General features: G+C 57.7%; 18 protein-coding genes. 10 read left to right on the top strand and 8 right to left on the bottom strand.

All coding sequences use genetic code 11. The annotated features are described in order from the left end of the window. Positions 1-49 precede the first annotated feature (49 nt). The 3 genes from zipA (at position 50) to AC13DD_RS18215 (ending at position 6,068) form a co-directional block, all read left to right on the top strand. Positions 50-1,063 carry a cell division protein ZipA gene (zipA, locus tag AC13DD_RS18225; RefSeq protein WP_092032889.1) on the top strand — a complete coding sequence of 338 codons (1,014 nt, stop codon included), beginning with the start codon at positions 50-52 and terminating at the stop codon, positions 1,061-1,063. A gap of 73 nt (positions 1,064-1,136) precedes the next feature. Beyond that, a complete protein-coding gene (gene ligA / locus AC13DD_RS18220) occupies positions 1,137-3,173 on the top strand; it encodes an NAD-dependent DNA ligase LigA (RefSeq protein ID WP_273069321.1) in 2,037 nt (678 codons plus the stop codon). 144 nt (positions 3,174-3,317) lie between these two features. Continuing rightward, complete coding sequence (locus AC13DD_RS18215) at positions 3,318-6,068, top strand: hypothetical protein (protein ID WP_273069323.1); 2,751 nt, start codon at positions 3,318-3,320, stop codon at positions 6,066-6,068. A gap of 12 nt (positions 6,069-6,080) precedes the next feature. On the opposite strand, the gene AC13DD_RS18210 is transcribed toward AC13DD_RS18215, so the two are convergent. From AC13DD_RS18210 to AC13DD_RS18200, 3 genes are all read right to left on the bottom strand, one after another. Beyond that, positions 6,081-6,713 (bottom strand): CBS domain-containing protein, encoded by a 633-nt coding sequence (locus tag AC13DD_RS18210; protein ID WP_008174418.1) that lies wholly within the window; start codon positions 6,711-6,713, stop codon positions 6,081-6,083. A gap of 73 nt (positions 6,714-6,786) precedes the next feature. Further along, complete coding sequence (gene mnmC, locus AC13DD_RS18205; RefSeq protein WP_008174420.1) at positions 6,787-8,685, bottom strand: bifunctional tRNA (5-methylaminomethyl-2-thiouridine)(34)-methyltransferase MnmC2/FAD-dependent 5-carboxymethylaminomethyl-2-thiouridine(34) oxidoreductase MnmC1; 1,899 nt, start codon at positions 8,683-8,685, stop codon at positions 6,787-6,789. 4 nt (positions 8,686-8,689) lie between these two features. Continuing rightward, a complete protein-coding gene (locus AC13DD_RS18200) occupies positions 8,690-9,301 on the bottom strand; it encodes a peptidylprolyl isomerase (RefSeq protein ID WP_413540230.1) in 612 nt (203 codons plus the stop codon). 227 nt (positions 9,302-9,528) lie between these two features. On the opposite strand from AC13DD_RS18200, the gene AC13DD_RS18195 reads away from it, so the two are divergent. Continuing rightward, complete coding sequence (locus AC13DD_RS18195) at positions 9,529-10,278, top strand: cyclic di-GMP-binding domain-containing protein, MshE-related (RefSeq protein ID WP_053115040.1); 750 nt, start codon at positions 9,529-9,531, stop codon at positions 10,276-10,278. Between the two features lie 38 nt (positions 10,279-10,316). Here AC13DD_RS18195 and AC13DD_RS18190 read toward each other — a convergent pair whose 3' ends face one another. The 3 genes from AC13DD_RS18190 to flgA form a co-directional block, all read right to left on the bottom strand. After that, complete coding sequence (locus AC13DD_RS18190; protein ID WP_008174427.1) at positions 10,317-10,787, bottom strand: flagella synthesis protein FlgN; 471 nt, start codon at positions 10,785-10,787, stop codon at positions 10,317-10,319. 7 nt (positions 10,788-10,794) lie between these two features. Continuing rightward, entirely contained in the window at positions 10,795-11,121 is a 327-nt protein-coding gene (gene flgM, locus AC13DD_RS18185; RefSeq protein WP_008174429.1) for a flagellar biosynthesis anti-sigma factor FlgM, read from the bottom strand. 173 nt (positions 11,122-11,294) lie between these two features. Beyond that, positions 11,295-11,996 (bottom strand): flagellar basal body P-ring formation chaperone FlgA, encoded by a 702-nt coding sequence (gene flgA, locus AC13DD_RS18180; RefSeq protein WP_008174432.1) that lies wholly within the window; start codon positions 11,994-11,996, stop codon positions 11,295-11,297. Positions 11,997-12,184: 188 nt separating this feature from the next. On the opposite strand from flgA, the gene AC13DD_RS18175 reads away from it, so the two are divergent. The 6 genes from AC13DD_RS18175 to AC13DD_RS18150 all read left to right on the top strand — a co-directional run bounded on the left by AC13DD_RS18175 (position 12,185) and on the right by AC13DD_RS18150 (position 17,192). Beyond that, positions 12,185-13,114 carry a chemotaxis protein CheV gene (locus tag AC13DD_RS18175; protein WP_008174434.1) on the top strand — a complete coding sequence of 310 codons (930 nt, stop codon included), beginning with the start codon at positions 12,185-12,187 and terminating at the stop codon, positions 13,112-13,114. Between the two features lie 37 nt (positions 13,115-13,151). Beyond that, positions 13,152-13,979 (top strand): CheR family methyltransferase, encoded by an 828-nt coding sequence (locus tag AC13DD_RS18170; RefSeq protein ID WP_482931561.1) that lies wholly within the window; start codon positions 13,152-13,154, stop codon positions 13,977-13,979. 3 nt (positions 13,980-13,982) lie between these two features. Next, the gene (locus tag AC13DD_RS18165) at positions 13,983-15,179 is read left to right on the top strand and encodes an MFS transporter (protein WP_482931560.1); all 1,197 of its coding nucleotides are present in this window, start codon (positions 13,983-13,985) and stop codon (positions 15,177-15,179) included. Next, positions 15,179-15,796 (top strand): flavin reductase family protein, encoded by a 618-nt coding sequence (locus tag AC13DD_RS18160; protein ID WP_273069330.1) that lies wholly within the window; start codon positions 15,179-15,181, stop codon positions 15,794-15,796. Before AC13DD_RS18165 ends, AC13DD_RS18160 begins: the two co-directional genes overlap by 1 nt. 20 nt (positions 15,797-15,816) lie before the next feature. Continuing rightward, positions 15,817-16,716 carry a LysR family transcriptional regulator gene (locus AC13DD_RS18155; protein WP_014576947.1) on the top strand — a complete coding sequence of 300 codons (900 nt, stop codon included), beginning with the start codon at positions 15,817-15,819 and terminating at the stop codon, positions 16,714-16,716. 110 nt (positions 16,717-16,826) lie between these two features. Next, complete coding sequence (locus AC13DD_RS18150; RefSeq protein WP_014576948.1) at positions 16,827-17,192, top strand: DUF7352 domain-containing protein; 366 nt, start codon at positions 16,827-16,829, stop codon at positions 17,190-17,192. Positions 17,193-17,220: 28 nt separating this feature from the next. Here the strand turns inward: AC13DD_RS18150 and AC13DD_RS18145 are convergent, their stop codons facing one another. Both AC13DD_RS18145 and AC13DD_RS18140 read right to left on the bottom strand, forming a co-directional pair. After that, entirely contained in the window at positions 17,221-17,880 is a 660-nt protein-coding gene (locus tag AC13DD_RS18145) for a cupin domain-containing protein (protein ID WP_482931559.1), read from the bottom strand. A gap of 66 nt (positions 17,881-17,946) precedes the next feature. Beyond that, a complete protein-coding gene (locus AC13DD_RS18140) occupies positions 17,947-18,477 on the bottom strand; it encodes an isochorismatase family protein (protein WP_273069332.1) in 531 nt (176 codons plus the stop codon). Between the last annotated feature and the right edge of the window lie 205 nt (positions 18,478-18,682).

The following is an 18,682-nucleotide window of genomic DNA, read 5'->3' as shown; positions in this document are numbered from 1 at the left end:
TTTCTTAGAGTAGCAACGTTACGGGATCTGCAAACAGGACAGCAGCACTATGTCACTTAGGGAATGGTTAATTGCCATCGGTACCCTGGTTATTATCGGCATTGTCATTGATGGCGTGCGCCGCATGCGGCGTGCCCGGAAGGAATCCATGGCAATCTCATCGGGCATGGGCGCCGATGAGCTCGAGGATTCGCCACTCGATGACGAGTACAACCCGGAGTTGCCCAACGGCGGCGCACGAACCATCTCCCGCGACACACTCGAAGAACGTGGCTATGTAAAGCGTGAAAAGCCCAGCCGATTTGGTTCTCCGAAACCCAAACCGACCCGCCCGGTAACAGCTGCTGCCAGGGAAGAACATCGGGAGTCGCCAGAACCGGATCTGCATCCGGAGCCGGAAAGCGAGCCGGCTGCCGGGTATCACGATGAACCCGTTGAGTCGGATCCCGATTTCAGGTTGTCCAGTCATGAGCCCGAAGAAACCGAGCTCGAATCAGGTTGGGGGGCCATCGAAGATGAGGCGGAAGCAGTCCCGCCTACGGTAACAACCGAAGTAGAGGAAGATACGGCACGGCGTGAACCTTCCCGAGCGGTCAGTGGTCAGCCGCTGGCAGGTGCGAATCGCCCTGAGGCCCGGGAAGTGATTGTGATCAATGTCCTGGCCAAGAGCGGTGAAGACTTCAAGGGGGTGGCCCTGAAGAAGTTGTTCGAAGCCTGTGGTCTGGAGCATGGTGATATGGACATTTATCACCGGCACGAGGAGTCCGATACCACCAGCCCGGTCCAGTTCAGTGTTGCCAATGCCGTGGAACCCGGCACGTTCAAGCCGGGCGATATGCCGACCCTGGCCACGCCCGGTATCAGTTTCTTCATGAGTATGCCCGGGCCCACCAATGCGCTGCAGGCGTTTGACTTCATGCTTGAGACAGCCCAGGCCGTGGTTCGTAACCTTGGCGGCGAGCTTAAGGATGAGCGCCGGAGCGTGATGACCCCTCAGACAATCGAGCACTGCCGCCAGAGGATTCGGGAGTTCGAGCGCAAGCAACGTTCCCAGCGAGTCTGAAACCAGGCGGTAAAAGAAGGCCAGATGCCCGGTTTGTTCCGGGCATTTTTTTGAGAGACGAGAGTGCCAGTCCATGAGCAAAGCCACGCCCGACATCATTCAGCGTGTTGAAGAACTCCGTTCGGCGATTGATGACCATAACTACCGCTATTACGTGCTGGATGACCCGCGTGTTCCCGATGCGGAATACGACCGGTTGTTCCGGGAATTGCAGGGCCTGGAAACCGATTATCCGGAGTTGGCTTCGGACACGTCGCCCACGCGGCGGGTTGGCAGCGCCGCGGAAACCAGCTTTGAGGAGGTAGTGCACAGGCTGCCCATGCTGTCGCTGGATAATGCGTTCAGCGAGGACGAACTTCGTGACTTTGACCGGCGGGTAAAAGATCGGCTCGGTATCACTGAGGACGTGGAGTATGTCTGTGAACCGAAGCTGGACGGGCTGGCGGTGAGCCTGCACTACGAGAATGGCGCCCTGACGACCGCCGCCACCCGGGGGGATGGCTATTCCGGGGAGGACATAACCGCCAATATCCGAACCATTCCCTCGGTGCCGCTGAAGCTCCGTGGCGACGACGTGCCCGATCTGGTGGAGGTCCGCGGCGAAGTCTACATGCCGAAGGACGGTTTCGAGCAGCTTAATCGCCGCCTGGCGGAGCGTGGCGAGAAGACCTTCGTTAATCCCCGTAATGCGGCGGCCGGCAGCCTCCGGCAGAAAAAATCGACAGTAACCGCCAGACGCCCTCTCGAAATGTGCGCCTACAGCGTTGCGGTAACCGACGAAAGCCTCTTGCCGGATACCCAGTGGGAGGGGCTCAAGAGAGTCCAGAGCTGGGGTTTCCGTATTAATCCCGAGATGCGCAAGGCCAAGGGCGCGGAGGAATGCCTCGAAGCCTACAGCGCGCTGATGGACAAACGGGACGGACTCCCCTACGAAATCGACGGTATCGTCTTCAAGGTGAACCGGCTTGACCAGCAAAAGGCCCTGGGTTTTGTATCCCGGGCCCCTCGTTGGGCGATTGCCCAGAAGTTTCCGGCTCAGGAGGAACTCACGGTTATCGAGGACGTGGAATTCCAGGTCGGTCGTACTGGCGCGGTTACCCCGGTTGCGAGGTTAAAACCCGTGTTCGTGGGCGGTGTAACGGTGAGCAACGCCACCCTCCATAACATGGACGAAATTCGCCGACTGGATGTTCATATCGGCGATACCGTGTTCATTCGCCGCGCCGGAGATGTGATTCCGCAGGTAGTCAAAGTGGTGGCCGAAAAACGCCCCTCAGGCGCCCGGGAAGTAGAATTGCCCCGACAGTGCCCGGTGTGCGACTCGGATGTTATCCAGATCGAAGGTGAAGCCGTTGCCCGCTGCTCTGGGGGCCTGTTCTGCCCCGCGCAGCGAAAGGAAGCCATTCGCCACTATGCCTCCCGCAAAGCCCTCGATATTGAGGGCCTTGGAGACAAGTGGATAGATATCATGGTGGATCAGGGCATGGTGGAAACCGTTGCCGATCTGTATCGCCTGACCACCGACGACCTGGTGAAACTTGAGCGAATGGGAGAAAAGTCGGCGGCCAATCTGGTGGCTGCCATTGATCGGGCCAGAAACCCCGTGCTCTGGCGGTTCCTTTATGCCCTTGGCATCCGGGAGGTGGGGGAGGCCACCGCTAAAGCCCTGGCGGGCCACTTCGGAACTCTGGAGGCCATTGCTGCAGCGGATGAAGAGAGCCTTCAAACGGTTCCGGATGTCGGGCCGATCGTTGCGGGTCATATCTGTAGCTTTTTCGAGCAGACCCACAATCGCGAAACCCTGGATGCCCTGCGTGAAGCCGGTGTGAGGTGGCAGGAAGAGGAAGTCCGGGAGGGAGAGAAGCCTCTGAAAGGCCAGACCTGGGTGCTGACCGGTACGCTTTCCGGAATGACACGGGACGAAGCCAAAGAGAAGCTGGAATCCCTTGGAGCCAAGGTGGCCGGAAGCGTTTCTAAAAAGACGGCCTGCGTGGTGGCTGGCGAGGCCGCCGGTTCCAAACTGGCCAAGGCTGAACAGTTAGAGGTACCTGTTCTTGATGAAGCCGGGCTGGTGGCGTTGCTGGAAGAGCACGGCCAGGGCGCGGGCTAACCGAATCTGAGAACTCGCGCAGATCCCCTGCGTATCAAATTGGCTACCATGGCGTTGTTCTGTAACGGTGTGTAAACCGCCCGGTGTTCATGTTTCATCCGGGCGGTCGCTACCATAACAACAACGATAGAAACGGATTTTTTCATGGGCGCCGATTTTCACTCCCGCATTCATCCTGTTCGCCAACTTGCCGTTCTGGCCCTGCTTTCACTGGGGCTTGCTGCGTGCAAGACGGAAAAGGATCCCGACCAGCCCACAATCCTTGGCGTACCCCCAGTGTTCGCCTATCTCGGTGTTGAATACTCCTACAACTTCGGGGCCTACGGTGGCGAAGATATCCTTGATTATTCCCTGACCAATGCGCCGTCCTGGCTGGCGCTCGAGGACACCAGTAACAAGGCTCGCCAGGGCATCATTATGCGCGGTGTCCCCGGTCTCACCGGCGGTAGTCGAGGAGAGGCGGACCTGGGCAAGACCGAAGGCATCAATCTGGTAACAACCGACGGCCGCATGGCCGGCGCCCAGCCGTTCGATATTGACGTGAAATACAATGTAATGTCTCTGGATGCAGAGCCGTTTACGGAAGGTGAAAGCCCGGAAATCCCTGCCAGTAACCGCGAACAATGCACCTTGCCCGATCTTGAAACCGAGGGTGAGCACAGCGTTACCATTAATCTCTACAACGATGACGGCTCCGTATCCGGTACCAGGGAGCTGACACTTCCGACGCGCCGCGTCTTCGTCAAGGTTACCCTGGATCAACCGTCGGTAACCCAGGTAGCGGTAGCTTTTGAGCTTTTGTCTGACTATGACGCATCCAGTTGCGACGTCGGATTCTCGCCTCCACACCAGAACTGCGATCACAGTGCCTCCAATGCGGGAGATGCGATCCTCGGCACGGACATTGTCGGGTTGGGCAGCAACAGTTCATTGCCTCGCGATGAGACGGGGGAAAGCGAGCTGGGCTATATCGACTATGAGCTTGACGAACAGGGCTTCTATACGCGCGGCGTGATCACACTTGAGCCGGGTATTACCGAGTGTTATCTGCCATTGGAGGTGGTCGAGGACAGCTTTGCCGAGCCCGTCGAGTCCCTTCGCCTGGCACTGACAGAAGTGCGATCCGGTCTGGCCGGTCTTGGCAGCGGTAACGGTGGTGTCGTTACCAATTTGTCCATTCAGGACAACGAGCCGGTTCTGTCGCTGGAAACTGTAAACGGTGGCGGCAGGGATACGCTGAACGTGGGTGCTGTGCGCGAATACGTCGCGAGACTCTCTGGAGACAGAGACCGGGATATTTTTGCGAAGCTGAGCCACACCGAAGACTCCACCGCACGTCTCGAATCCGAGTTCGTTATCGAGCGACTGGAAGACGGAAACTGGGTTGAGAATGACGAACTGATTTTTCCAGAAGGGACCGATGAAGTGCCTTTCCGGATTCGGGTACCGGAGGCTGGCTATGCCAACCCGGCCTTCAGTGACCGGTTTATCCTGCTGGGCCTCAACGAGAACTTCCAGGCCGGTCGAGAGGATTATGCCCGGGCGGAGGCTGAAAACCTGATCCGGGTCAGCCTCAACGAGCTGACGTCTCCGCTTGCTCTGAACCCTGGCGACGGCTTTGTGGCCACAGACATCTCGATGGGCCATGACGGCAGGCTGTTCGTTGCCGGCTACGACACCCAGGATAACGACCGGGTGCTGGTGCGGATTTTTGACCAACGAGGCACTCAGTTGCAGCAGGTTGACATATCCTCTGCGAGCGACAGCCTGAGCGCTCCGGATCCGGTCATAAACGTGGTGCAGCGGAAGGTGACCGAGGGTGGGACCAAGGTAGACCGGTTCGAATTTGTCGTGGCCTACAGCACCGATCAGTCGGTGGCGGGAACGTCCGGTCTGGGCCGCCTGGATTCAGTGACATCGCTTTACTGGTTTGATTCCGCCACCAACGGTGGCGAATACGTTCCCACCTGGACCATCGGGACCGGAACGGATGCTGATGATCAGGTTCGCTGGGCCGGAATCAACCGTGACACCGGCTATGTCATCCTGGCCGGGGAAACGGAAGGTGTGTTTGATCAGCAGCAGGGATCGGGCGGCAGGGACAGCTTCCTGCAGCGAATTGATACTGAACTGGACGGCAACACGCAGCAGCCTGCGGTTGCCTGGACCCGCCAGGCCGGCTCAGCAGCCGATGACCGTGTTGCCGGCGGCAGCACAGAATCTGTGAACCCCGGGTTGTTTGGTTCGGCCGCGGGATCTGTGGAAGGCGCTTCAGTCATCGGCGGCATTGATGCCTTCTTCTTTAACGCCTCCAGTGCCACCAGCGAACTTGATGTCAAACAGGTTGGCACCACTGGCGATGAACCGGTTTCCAACGGACTGTATACCGGTAGCACGCTCTGGCTGATTGGTGCCAGTGATGGATCCTATTCTGTGCTGGAGCAGGACGAGGAAGACCCCGTTCTGGAGAGGGAGGCGCTTTCCAGTGCTGCCGGGTTCCTGCTGGGATATTCAGCCGCCGGGAATGTCAGTCGGGCCTTCACCCTGAATGACGAAGGCGATCAGTCCAGCGAGGCATTTCTTGGGTTGGCTGATTTCGATGGCGACATGGTTGTGGCTGGTACCACGAACGGCGACTTCGCCAGCGGCGGTGTGGTGTCCGGAATGGAGCAGGGCATCGCTGCCCGGGTATCGCTGGTTCCAGAACCCGAGACGGAAGAGGAAGAGTCGGAATTCAGAAACAACTGGCGATACCAGCTTGCAGCGGATGACTCTGCGATCTTGGATCTGGAAAACTACCGGGATGACGAAATACCGGCATTAACCCGAATAGGCAACAACTGGTATGTGCTTCTCTTCAGTCCAGAGGGAGAACTGTTGACGCCTCTGAATTAGGGAACGTGGGGGCTACACCGTTCCCTGATGGCGGCCTGAGCTGGCGTAGAGTCGCAGGTAGTCCGTGCTGGTAACAATTCCGGAGGCGGCGCCTTTCGCATCTACCACCAGGGCGGCATTGAGCTGGTGGGCCAGCATAAGTCTGGCAAGCTGGTGGGCATCGGTCTCGGGTGAGGCTGTCAGGAAGGCGGGCAACTCGATGTGAACCAGGCTCTGGCTCATGGCATCGGCTTCATTCTCGTGAAGCCAGCCCAGGAGCCAACGCAGGTCGACAAGGCCGGCAACGTTGTTGTCCGCCATGATCACAAGGTGGTGCACCTGGTGCTCGTCCATGACGGTTAAAGCCTCAGAAATCGTTGCAGACGCCGGAACGGAATACAGGGTTTGAGACGAGATGCTGGATACCGGCAGATACGGGCGGTCTTCACGGCGCTCGCCAGCGGCCGCCGCGCCGTATTCCTCCAGTGCTTTGTAGCGACCGGCATTGGCGGCCTGCTGGAACTCGGCGTCCGTTGCCTCACTTCGGCCAGGATTGATGCTCTGGGTTTCTGCCAGCTCTGTAACATCACCCACGGGCCTTGCCCGGAATGTTTCCGGTAGCCGGGTTCCGACCGGGCGGCCGGGTTCGCTGACAAAAATGGACATGGGTTCTCTCCGTGACTATGCCACCATTTCGATGGTTATCGGCAGTCTGACCGGAAACTTCAGCTGGAGTTTATTACGAAACCACCACATTCGTCTGATAGAGGCGTCGGGTTTCAAGGCGTTTGGCCAGGTTCGCGGGAAGGCAGGGAGGTTGTCCGGTGAGCAAGTCAGCCAGATATTCGGCCAGGAGCGGTGCGTAGGTCAGTCCTTTGCTGCCAAGGCCAGTAAGGAGGTAAAGGCTATCGAGATCGCCGCTCTCGCCGTCGAAAACGGGTCCGGCCACCGGCTGGTAGTCATGGGTGGTGCATCGGAAGGCAACCCGGCCACTGAGTTCCTCCCCGCGAAGCGCATCGCTTTCATCGGAAAACACCGCAGGCAGCATCGAGCCGAGTTCGTCGATGTTCTCGTTATGACTTTCCACGGTGGGCAATGGGTTGTTATCACGTAGATCGAAGGTTGCGCCGGTTACGGCAAACTCGCCCAGTGCAGGGTTCAAATACCGGTTACCACAGATAACGGCCGTTGGGCCTCTGAGAGCTGTCGCTGGCAGGTGGCTAACCTGGCCACGAATGGCTTTCAACCGGAAACGACCCTTTGTCGGGATAAGCTCCGGGCTGAGATGGCCCGAGCAGATGACCACCCGGTCAGCGGTGATCGATCTGTTGTTTTCCGTCGAAATGCTCCATGTGCCGTCCGAACGCCGAAGATTGTTGACCTCGCTATGGAACACCGTGGATATCAGCGGGTGGTTCGCCAGTTCCTTGCAAAGGTTTGCGGGTTCGAGCCAGCCACTGCCGGGGAACCAGAGCCCGCCCGATTCCGTTGGCACGCCTGTCAGGGCGCTGGCCTGTTCCCGGGTCACCGGGTAAAAGATACTCCGGGGGTAGTCGTTCCTTTGGAGAAACCTCCGCTGCCGGTCCGCTTCCTGGGAGTTGTGGGCCAGCTGTAGCAGGCCGGTCGGATGCCAGTGCTGGTCGCGCCAGTTGTGGTAGAAACGCTGCGCGAACGAGAGTGCTGTGAGCGCCAGCTCGGTCTGGTCGTTGAACTCTACGCCCAGCTTCACATACAGGGCGCCCTGGGCGTTGCCGGACGCCGCTGCACCCGGGCCATGGGCGTCGATCAGTGTTACCGGGTAGCCCCGGTCTGCCAGGTTTCTTGCCAGTGCGCAGCCGGCAACACCTGCGCCGATTATTGCGATCGATTCCTGTTGTTCCGTGGGAGCCGTTTTGATGGGTGCCGGGTTCTCCGCGACAAGAACGCCTTTCAGCATATCCCGTTTGCGACCGTATCCGGCGGTTTTTTCCATCCGGAATCCGGCCCCCATCAAGGCCCGACGAATCCGGCCAACGGAGGTAAAGGTCGCCAGAGTTGTACCCGGCCTGCTGTGTGCACGGATCTTGTTGATGATGTTTTCCAGCCACATATCCGGGTTGCGGGACGGAGCGAACCCGTCCAGAAACCAGGCGTCGGCTTGAAAATCCAGGGATTGCCAGGCGTCGTTAATGTCGCCGAAAAATAGCGTCAGTCGAACCTGCCCCCCGGCCAGGACCAGCCTGTGTACCCCACGCACCAGGGGTGGGTAATGCAGAAGCAGTTCGTCGGCCAGCGCAGCCAGTTCGGGCCACTGTGCCAGGGCCCGGGCCAGGTCCTCGTGGGTGAGGGGGAAACGTTCAACGGAAACGAAGTGCAGCGTCGCCGCATGGGCCGGAGCGTGTCGCTGCCAGGCTTGCCAGGCGGCGAGAAAGTTCAGGCCGGTTCCAAAGCCGTTTTCGGCAATAACGAAATTGCCGCCTTCGGGAATCTGTGCGAAACGTTCGGGCAACTGGTTGTGTTGCAGGAAAACGTAGCGTGTTTCCTCGAGACCATTGTCGCGGCTGAAATAGACATCGCCGAACCGGATGGACTCCGGGACGCCGTCGTGCCAAGCCAGTTCAGCGGGCTCTATTCCGGGCGGCAGGGGAGCACGGTCCACGGTGTCAGCCTTCGGGGTCGACCACGGTGACGGTTTCGATGATCACAGGTTCAACCGGCACATCGGCCATCCCCTGTTTCCGGGTGGTCTGTTTGCGGGCAATGGCATCGACAACGCCCATGCCCTCGGTCACCTTGCCAAAAACCGCATAACCCGGGCCGCGAACTCCGGCGTTCAGGAACCCGTTGTCGGAAAGGTTGATAAAGAACTGGGACGTGGCGGAATCAGGCGCACTGGTGCGAGCCATCGCAATGGTTCCACGAAGGTTCGGCAGTGTCTCTTTCGCTTCATTGCGGATAGGGGCCCGAGTGGACTTGCGGGAGAGATCCCGGGTGAAACCGCCGCCCTGGATCATGAACCCGGGTATAACCCGATGGAAGATGGTGCCGTCGAAAAAACCGTCTTCGGCGTACTGCAGGAAATTGTCGACCGTTTCGGGCGCAACATCCGGGCGAAGCTGAAGCTCGATAGCGCCTTCACTGGTCACCATGCGGACCTTCGGAAGAGGATCACTGGCCAGTTGCTCATTGGTTTGCGCCTGCACCGCGGCAGTCGGCATGAGCAGGGCGAGTGCCATAAGCAATACGGGTGTCACAGTTTTCAGGGGCTTTACCATGTTTGTCATTTGCAGCCGTTCTCCGTGTTATTAGCAGGTGTGTTTCCTGCGACAATTCGGCGAATTCTGTTATCAGGTGCCAGATCTTACCAGATGGTGATGGTAAAACGGGCACTGCATCCACGCACATTGTTGTGTGATCGGCTAACCTTCCCGATATCGGAAGTCATGGATCACACTGGCCGGGCCGGGTTGTACGGTTTTCACTGTTTAAAAGGAGACACTGGGTGAGAATCCGTCAGGGATTTGAAGAGAAATCACGCCTCGGGCGATTGCTTATCAATCGTGGGTATCTGTCTGAGGGGCAGGTTAACGAAGGCCTCAGGCTTCAGCGCGAATCGGGACAGCGCCTGGGTGAGGTATTTATCCAGGCGGGCTGGATCAGCGAGAAGGAGCTGCACCGTGTCCTCAAGCACCAGTCCCGCTATCGCAACGCTGCCGCCCTGGTAACAGCGGTCACGCTGCCATTCCAGCCCCTGGTAACCTTTGCGGCCAGCAATTCGGCCGAGGCGTCACAGGCAATACTGGAAGCCGGCGAACTTTATGACAGAGGCAATCTTGCCCCCATGAGCGAAGCCGAGCTGGCGGCGATTTCCGGTCAGGGCGATCCGACCTTGCTGCAGCGCATTGGTATTGTCAGCAAGATGGCGGAGAACCCCGCAGGAAATGGGGAGCAGGGCTCCGAGGCATCCGCAGATGTTATTGAAGGTCTCAAGCTTTCCGCCAATATCTTCGTGCCGGTTCTGAACTTCCTGGATTCAGATCTCAGCATTTCCGGTGTGCATTATCGTGAAGGGGAGCCACGTTATCGGGTAAGAGAAGATGGCGCCCTGATGCTGGCGTTCCCTGAGCGCATCGAGGAAATTCGGATGGACAATATACGGGTTACGGGAGGCCAGGGAGCTTCAATGGGCAACGTGAGCATTCACGACATCCGGTTTCATCCCGACTCCCAGATGACCATCTACACCCGATGAAGTGGAAAGCATGGCTCGGCAGAGCCATGCGTCCGGGCTCAGGCGCTGGCGAGCACCGTGCTGCTTGATACCGTGGTCTGCTGACCCTGTGCACCGTACAGCTTTTGCTGGCCGGTGGCGCCGCGGAAAATATCTGTGAGCCTCGACAAACGCTTTTGCAAGTGGCTGATTACGCGACCGTTGGTCTGGTTCAGCGTCTGACAGGTTCGCAGCTTCTGGTCCGCTTCCTGCCAGAGTTCGAAGAGATCCGAGAATCCGGCGCTGCGAATAAAGCGGGAAGGCTCGCCACTTTCGGGGCGATATCCCATTTGTACGAGCGTTCGGATTTTCTGTTTGGCGCGTTCGCGGACTGCACCGAGGAGATCGTTCTTCTCTCTGGTCAGGGCGTCCAGCTGGCGGAGGTCGGAATTCGCAAGGCAGGTCTTTTCCTTGCCGAGAACGTCAGCCAGTGTTTCAAGCTGGCTGATATCCTGGGAAAGAAGGGTCTTCAAATCATCAATTGCGGCCATGGTCTACTCACCCGAAAATGCTTTCATCCATCTCAAGCATTTTCTGGGCCAGCTTCTCGGCGTCAATCTTGTACGTGCCATTTTCGAGGGCGGAACGGATCTGCTCGATGCGGTCGTCATCCATTTCCGGATAATCGCCCAGCTTTTGTTCGAGCTGCTTCAGATTCTTTGCCTGATTGCTCAGGCTGACGTTCTCACCACGGGCCCCCTGGGCCTGTGTCTTCGCCTGTTCGTTGGATGCCGGCTGGGTATTCTGTGCGCCGGAGCTTTTGTCGGCCGTGGTTCTCTGGGTGTTGACCTGGCCGGGGCCAATTCCATTTAAGTCAACTGACATATCTGTACCTGCTTGCCTGTCGCGCCACGAATGCGGCGCTTACTCGAGTTTATGTCTTCTTAACGGCGGCGCCGCGAAAACCTTTAGTACTTTTAGCACTTTTTTTCATCTGCTTTTACGACCGGTTTTGCGGCATTCACTTGCCGCTCCGGCAAGCCTCTGCCGCACGCGGCTCACATCGGAATCTCCACGTGGCCCGGCGCGACAACGCTGGCTCTTATCGTGCGCGATGAGCGCAGATTCTCAACCAGAACCTGTTCGCCAACGCTGGCGCTTGCCAGGGCTTTGCCCCGGGAACGTACTGAAAATCCGCCGGTTTTGGCGGTGATGATAACATGATCGCCTCGTTCGACCGCATTCGGGGCCGAAAGCATGTCTGGTGTAACGAGCGATCCGGCATTCACTGCGCGCCGCACTTCCATGCCAATCGCCTGCTTCGAGTCGGTAATCACGCCACGTCTGGATGAATTGATTTCAACAGACTGCTTCGCAAGCAGCCCTTCGGTTATTCGCTCTCCACGTGTGAGTGGCCTCGCTGCCACCAGGGCTGGCCCATGGATAGAAACTGAAGCGGTAACAAACATTCGCCATGGGCGGGTTCCTTCGCAGGCTACCTGCAACGACGGGCTGGTGCTTTTCCATGGATCCCCGCTGAACTCTACACTCAAAGGCTTTTCGCACTCGGCGAGAGCGAGGCGGCTGTCGATGGAACCGGGTTCGAAGGAAACGGTGTAGCCATGCTCGGCCTGTTCAGACGCAAAGCTGTCCAGAAACGCCAGGGTTGCTTTCTGAATCTGTTCAGCTGTCGTTCCAGCAAGGAGCGGCGTGCTCAGGCCAGACATTAGCAGTAGTAGGGCGAAATTCGTGATGCGCATACGTATCAGTTTGTCCTATGCTGTCAACAACAGGGCAGAAAAGCCCGAATCAGGCTAAGGATTCGGTAAAAGTGGCCGTTAAATGGGCTGACCCACCCCTGATATGACGGGTTTCCGTCGATCAGGCTATTATTCAGTGAACAGCAAGATATATGCCGTTGTAATTCCGGCAAGCCAGGAGAATCGAAATGGCAGGGGTTTTGGACAGTGTCAACCAGCGCACTCAGATGGTCGGAAAGAACCGCCTAGAGCTGCTTCTTTTCCGTCTCAGGGGGCGTCAGATCTACGGGATCAACGTGTTCAAGGTGAAAGAGGTTCTGCAGTGTCCGAAGCTGTTCTCCCTGCCCAACAGCCGGCCGGTTGTTCGAGGCGTAGCCCATAGCCGGGGTGAGACTATCCCCATTATCGATCTGAGCATGGCAATCGGTCTGCCCGGTATCCCGCAAGAAGAGCTCTCCACCAGCTTCGTCATCATCACTGAATACAATCGCAAAACGCAGGGTTTCCTGGTGAGCGGTGTCGAGCGAATCATGAACATGAACTGGGAAGAAATCCTGCCTCCACCCAAAGGGGCCGGCAAGGATGTCTATCTTACCGCTGTCACGAAAATTGATGATAAGCTTATCGAAATCATTGATGTAGAGAAGATTCTTTCAGAAGTTTCTCCGCTTGGGGAGGACGTAACCGAAGCCGTTCTGAGTAAGAGCGCGGATAGGGTACCGGGGCATCTGCCCGTGCTGGTGGTCGATGATTCATCCGTGGCCCGGCGCCAGATACAGCGGTGTCTCACCGCAATTGGCATGGAAGTGGTGCTGAAAAACGACGGCAAGCAGGCTATTGAACATCTGAAGGAAATCACTGCGGATGGTTCCCGGGCCAAGGATCACTTCTCCCTGATCATCTCGGACGTGGAGATGCCTGAAATGGATGGCTACACCCTCGTCACCAAGGTGAAAGAGGACCCGGCGCTTTCGGATATGTTTGTTATGCTTCACACCTCACTCAGCGGTGTGTTCAACCAGGCCATGGTAAAGAAGGTCGGGGCCGACGACTTTATGGCAAAGTTCAGTCCGGACGAGCTGGCAGAGCGGGTGATGGAAATCATCGACCAGGGTTGATGGAGCCGCTCAAAGATTCACTCAGAACAGAGACCCAATGAAAGCGGAAATAACGCCACAGGAATATGAAGCCTTCAAATCGTTCCTGCAGGATGCCTGTGGGATTTTACTGGGCGATAATAAACAGTACCTGGTCAAAAGCCGGTTGCGCAGGATTCTTGAAGAGAACAGCCTGAATACCCTGGGTGAACTGCTCGAGCGCCTTAAGCGCCCCGGGCGGGGCGGTCTGAAAGAGACTGTCATCGATGCGATGACAACCAATGAAACCCTGTGGTTCCGTGACAATCACCCTTTCCGGATTCTTCAGGAGAAACTGCTTCCCGAATTCGCAGAGCGCAACTCGATGCAGCCTTTGCGTATCTGGTCTGCGGCCTGCTCAACCGGCCAGGAGCCGTATTCGATTGCCATGATCGTCGAGGAGTTTCGGCGGTCGAGGCCCGGGAAGCTCCGGGATGTAAAGATCACCGCGACGGATATCTCCAAAAGCGTTCTTGATGTGGCTCGCAAGGGCGAGTATGAAATGCTTGCCATTGGTCGGGGGCTCTCGCCAGAGCGCCAGAAGCAGTTTTTCACGCCGTCCCTGAACGGTGGCTGGCAGATCAAACCCCAGATCAAGAGCATGGTGGAGTTCAAGGAGTTGAACCTGCTTGAGCGTTATATGCTGGGCAAGTTCGATATTGTGATGTGCCGGAACGTTCTGATCTATTTTTCGGCGGACCTGAAAAAAGACATTCTCACCCGGATGCACGCCACCCTGAACCCGGGCGGCTACCTGGTTCTTGGTGCCTCGGAATCGCTCAACGGCTTGCCCCATCTCTACGAGATGGTGCAGTGCCACCCCGGAATCATCTACAGGAAAAAATAATCCATGCCCCTCAATGTCTGGGTCCTGGTTGCCGCTCAGGCGCTGGCCATGTGCACAGCGCCTTTTATCGTTTTTATAGGCAGCATTCAGGGCAGAATGCTTGCCCCGGCGCCCGAGTACGCAACACTTCCCGTCGGGCTGGTGGTCGTAGGCACCGTTCTGGCTATCAAACCGGCAACCTGGTTAATGGAGCGCATTGGGCGCAAACGCGTGATGCTGCTGGGTGCCATCATGGGCATTGTTGCAGGTCTTATTGGAGGACTTGCGTCCTGGACTGGTCTGTTTTCCCTTCTTTGTCTTGCGGCCGTGGTCGGTGGTACGGGGCTTGCGGTGGTTCACCAATATCGGTTTGCGGCCATGGAATCCGTGGCGCCGGGTATGGCGGGTTCTGCTGCCGCTCGCGTGTTGCTGGGTGGGCTGGTGGCAGCCTGGCTCGGCCCGGAAGTTGCGGGTCTGGGCAGCGGCGCGGCGGAGCAATACCCGTTTCTGGTCAGCTGGATCGCGCTGGCGGCCGTCCAGGGTGCGGCTTTGTTGATTCTTGCTATCGGTTACCGGGCAGGGGCCGAGCGCGTCCAGGAATCCAGGCCGGGAGGAGGGCGCCCCCTACGGGAGATTATGGCGAACCCTTTAATATGGGCTGCCATGAGTGCCGCGGCCATTGGCTATGCGGTGATGAGTTTCATCATGACGGCGACGCCGCTGAGCATGACCGAAATGGCCGGCCACGACCTCGACGATGCCAAGCGGGTGATCCAGCTCCACATAATGGCCATGTATCTTCCGTCGCTGATCAGCGGTTGGCTGACACGCGTGGTAGGCATTCCCCTGATGATGGCAGCGGGCCTGCTGGCCTACCTGGGCTGTATTGCCCTTGCCGCGAGTGGTGTCAGCTTCCACCACTATATGTCAGCGCTGTTGTTGCTCGGCGTTGGCTGGAATTTCCTGTTCGTTGGTGGCACAACGCTGCTGCCCCGGGGGTATCGGGATGCCGAACGCTTCCGCGTCCAGGGCCTGAACGACATAATGGTTTTTGGCTCCCAGGCGACCGCGGCGCTGTCTGCCGGCGCAATTCTGAGCTGGCTGGGCTGGGGCGGTCTGGTCATGGTTGCCGTACCCTTCCTGATACTTCACGGGTTATTGATGACTTTGTGGCTGTTGCGCGAACGAACGCCCGAAGCTGCAGTTAACGGGAGAGAGTGATGCTTATAGATTTCGAGGGTATGGATCCGAAAGATGCCTACCACATCCTTACCCAGACAGTGATTCCGAGGCCAGTTGCCTGGGTGCTGAGTGAAAATCCGGATGGGGACTACAATCTGGCGCCGTTCTCGTTCTTTACGCCGATCACCAGCAATCCCCCGTTGCTGATGATTTCCGTTGGTAAAAAACCGGCGGAGGGCGTTTCGAAAGACACCCGGGTAAACATTGAAGCGAGAAAGAATTTTGTCATTCACATCGCCCACCGGGATCTCGCCGCGGCGGTCACAGAATCCTCGCGAACCTTGCCCCATGGCGAATCCGAACTGAAAAATCTTGATCTGGAGCTGGTGGATTTTGAAGGCTCGAGCCTGCCTCGGCTCAAGGACTGCCACGTGGCTTTTGCCTGCGAGCTCTACGACATCAAGGAAATCGGTGCCGGGCCCCAGTCACTGGTATTTGGAAAAGTCACCCGGGTATGGGTATCTGATGATGCAGCTCGTTACGATGACAAGAATCGCCTGACCTTCAATGGCGCTGCGATTGATCCGATCGGCCGTCTCGGGGGAAGCGAATACGTCACCTTCGGTGAAATCCTCAAAATTCCGCGGCCATCCTGAATCGGGGGCAGGGCAAAGGAATGGAACAGCTTAACCTCCGCCATCTCTACTATTTCTGGGTGATCAGCCGGGAAGGTTCGATCGCCCGAGCCAGTGAAGTCCTGGAACTGGCGCCGCAGACCCTCAGTGGCCAGCTTGCGACGTTTGAAGCCTCAGTGGGTGGGCGCCTGTTCTCCCGGGAAAGGCGCAAGCTGATCCTCACAGACTACGGCCGGCTGATCCTCGGCTACGCCGACGACATATTCGCCCTCACCGGTGAGCTTGCCGAAACCCTGCGGCTTGATCCTTCCGAGCGCCCGCTGACCCTGCGAGCCGGCGTCTCCGCGTCGATTCACAAACTGATTGCCTACTACCTGCTTCAGCCGGCGATGGCGGGCGAGCGGTCCATCCAGCTTGAATGCCAGACCGGGCGCACCGAAGATCTCGTGCTCAGCCTGAAACGCAAGGAGCTGGATCTGGTTCTGACCGACCGGGTGCCACGGTTGCAGGAGGACGGCAATCTCACGGTACACCCTCTGGCGGGATCCAGCATGAGCCTGTTCGCCGCACCAGAGTTGGCAAGAAAGCTCAAAAAGGGGTTTCCCGAATCCCTGAATGGCCAACCGTTGCTGGCCAACGCCACGGATGCACCCTATTTCGAGCGACTGATGAACTGGTTTTCCCTGAATGGGGTTCGCATGAAACTTGTCGCCCGGGTAGATGACAGCGCCCTGATCAAGGTATTTGGCAGCCAGGGCTATGGCGTGTTCGCTGCTCCAACCTCAATCCGCGAGGAGGTCTGCCGCCAGTATGAGGTAGAGCAGATTGCCTCAATTGAAGACGTCATGGATGAATTGTTCGCCATCACCCGTGGCCGAAAAACCGCCCATGAGGGCGTCCGTGCCATTGTCGATGCTCACACGGGTGATCGTGACGCCTGATTGCATCGAAAATATCGATCTTAAAAGCTCACAAAAGCTTATTTTATCGAACTCTGTTCCTGTCCATTATGGAGCTGTGAAAGGCAGCAACCCGAAGAGGAGCAGTAGCTATGAAGACCATCCACAAATTCCGTCTGGAACCGGGCAAAGAGCCGACCACGCTCACGCTCAAAGAGGGTTACAGGGTGGTGCGCAGCGAATACATCGTGCCCCATAAGGCCGTCTACCTCTGGGTGGAGCAGCCCCTGAACGTAACCACACCAACCCTTGAGCGGCAGTTCCGAGTCGCTTATTCGGGCGAACCAGTGCCAGACAGCTTCGAATACCTCGATACCGCACTGGATCCATTTGGCCCTGAGGCGTACCACGTGTTTGCAATACCTGCCGGTGAAGAAGAGCTCTTCAATACGGCATCTGACGGTGCAAGCAACGACGCGTTCAGCAGGCAGAACTGGCAACACACAGCGATCTCTTGACCACTTCAGGGCCCTTCGGGGCCCTTTTTTATGGCGTCTCGATCGGCAGGTGGCCGGTTTTTACCCAGATGATTGTTTCCTTGTCCACGAACGGGTGATGCTGGCTCATGTGGGGGCTCCGAATCCAGGTGCCCGCCGGGTATCGACCATGTTCATCGCAGAACTCTCCGGACAGCACGAATATCTCCTCGCCGCCAAAGTGCCGATGGGGTTGGAAAACCTCATTGGCCGGCCACTTCACCAGGGCCACATGCTCGTGCTCGAATTCGTGCAGCGGCATCACTTCAAGCCCTCCCATACCGGGCAGCCACGGCGTAGTGCGCGTATCGATGCGTACAGTTGATCCATCGCGTTCGTCGAACTGATGCAGCTTGACCAGCAGCGTGCAGCCTTCCTTGCTGAAAGGGGCGTGTCCACTGCCTGGCGGGTTCCGTAGATAAGTGCCGGCCGGGTAGTCGCCGGTCTCGTCGGAAAACACCCCATCGAGAACGAGGATCTCTTCGCCCAGGGGGTGCTCATGCCGGTTGAAGGAGGCACCAGGCTCGTACCGGACCACACTGGTTGCATGACCACGCTCTGCTTCCTCGCGGGCAAGAGGCTTTCTCAAAACACCACCGGCAGGGCTGGGCACCCAATCCTGCTCTTCGGTGCGGATGATGACTTTCTTGGAAAAGTCCATGTTGAGCATTGCGAACCTCAAAACCACCTGAAATTGAAGTGACTAGTTACGTGGGCGCCAGCCTTCCGGATGCCTCTATTTGATCAGGGCCTGAATGTTCCGGAACTGCGGATGTTTGCAATGACGCATCCATTCAAACGCCACCATCTCAAGCGTTACAATCCTGGCGCCGCTCTCGTTCAGGCGGTCCAGAGCGACGTCCCGGTCAAACTCATTGCGTGAGCCGATAGCATCGGCCACCACCCATACCTTGTAACCTGCATCCAGCAGGCTAAGGGCGGTCTGCATCATACACACATGGGTCTCGCAGCCACCGATTACAATGTGCTGCCGGCCCTCCGGCAACTGGTCAACGAGCCCATCGGGGCAGGCATCAAAATGGTGCTTGGCCAGGGTCTGGTTGCAGAGCTCCCGGACCGCTTCAACGTTATGCCCCAGCTTGTCAGGTAGCTGCTCGGTGCCCAGCACAGGAACCTCCATGAGCCCGGCAATGGTGGCCAGCACGATGCAGCGGTCCACCACCTCGTCGCCATGGCTAATGGCGGGCATCAGTTTTTCCTGAACATCGATGAGCAACAGCGTCGATTGCTCGGCTTTCATCAGCATGGATAGTCTCTCCCCACAAACTGAATGATTATACTCGGCGTTGTACTAACGATAGTCCTGAATCTGCTCAACCGGTAAAGAGAAAACCCGTCTCGCCCGAATTTTTTTGACGATTTTCCCCGGGGGAGTTGCCAAGCGCCCGTAAAACCATTAAAGTTTGCGCCCTCAAATGAGCGACGACGTTGCTGATTTGAAACAGTTTATT

The sequence above is a fragment of the Marinobacter sp. L-13 genome, from assembly GCF_056857715.1.
The sequence above is the reverse complement of the archived record's forward strand: the minus strand, read 5'-3'. Positions and strand labels throughout refer to the sequence as shown.

What these genes read in the sequence shown, in the direction of transcription:
- AC13DD_RS18175 (WP_008174434.1), top strand. Translation starts at nt 12,185, where the DNA reads ATGGCAGGGGTTTTGGACAGTGTCAACCAGCGCACTCAGATGGTCGGA.
- AC13DD_RS18140 (WP_273069332.1), bottom strand. Translation starts at nt 18,477, where the DNA reads ATGCTGATGAAAGCCGAGCAATCGACGCTGTTGCTCATCGATGTTCAG.
- AC13DD_RS18165 (WP_482931560.1), top strand. Translation starts at nt 13,983, where the DNA reads ATGCCCCTCAATGTCTGGGTCCTGGTTGCCGCTCAGGCGCTGGCCATG.
- flgA (WP_008174432.1), bottom strand. Translation starts at nt 11,996, where the DNA reads ATGCGCATCACGAATTTCGCCCTACTACTGCTAATGTCTGGCCTGAGC.
- flgM (WP_008174429.1), bottom strand. Translation starts at nt 11,121, where the DNA reads ATGTCAGTTGACTTAAATGGAATTGGCCCCGGCCAGGTCAACACCCAG.
- zipA (WP_092032889.1), top strand. Translation starts at nt 50, where the DNA reads ATGTCACTTAGGGAATGGTTAATTGCCATCGGTACCCTGGTTATTATC.
- AC13DD_RS18155 (WP_014576947.1), top strand. Translation starts at nt 15,817, where the DNA reads ATGGAACAGCTTAACCTCCGCCATCTCTACTATTTCTGGGTGATCAGC.
- AC13DD_RS18170 (WP_482931561.1), top strand. Translation starts at nt 13,152, where the DNA reads ATGAAAGCGGAAATAACGCCACAGGAATATGAAGCCTTCAAATCGTTC.
- AC13DD_RS18200 (WP_413540230.1), bottom strand. Translation starts at nt 9,301, where the DNA reads ATGGTAAAGCCCCTGAAAACTGTGACACCCGTATTGCTTATGGCACTC.
- AC13DD_RS18210 (WP_008174418.1), bottom strand. Translation starts at nt 6,713, where the DNA reads ATGTCCATTTTTGTCAGCGAACCCGGCCGCCCGGTCGGAACCCGGCTA.
- AC13DD_RS18160 (WP_273069330.1), top strand. Translation starts at nt 15,179, where the DNA reads ATGCTTATAGATTTCGAGGGTATGGATCCGAAAGATGCCTACCACATC.
- ligA (WP_273069321.1), top strand. Translation starts at nt 1,137, where the DNA reads ATGAGCAAAGCCACGCCCGACATCATTCAGCGTGTTGAAGAACTCCGT.
- AC13DD_RS18150 (WP_014576948.1), top strand. Translation starts at nt 16,827, where the DNA reads ATGAAGACCATCCACAAATTCCGTCTGGAACCGGGCAAAGAGCCGACC.
- AC13DD_RS18145 (WP_482931559.1), bottom strand. Translation starts at nt 17,880, where the DNA reads ATGCTCAACATGGACTTTTCCAAGAAAGTCATCATCCGCACCGAAGAG.
- AC13DD_RS18215 (WP_273069323.1), top strand. Translation starts at nt 3,318, where the DNA reads ATGGGCGCCGATTTTCACTCCCGCATTCATCCTGTTCGCCAACTTGCC.
- AC13DD_RS18190 (WP_008174427.1), bottom strand. Translation starts at nt 10,787, where the DNA reads ATGGCCGCAATTGATGATTTGAAGACCCTTCTTTCCCAGGATATCAGC.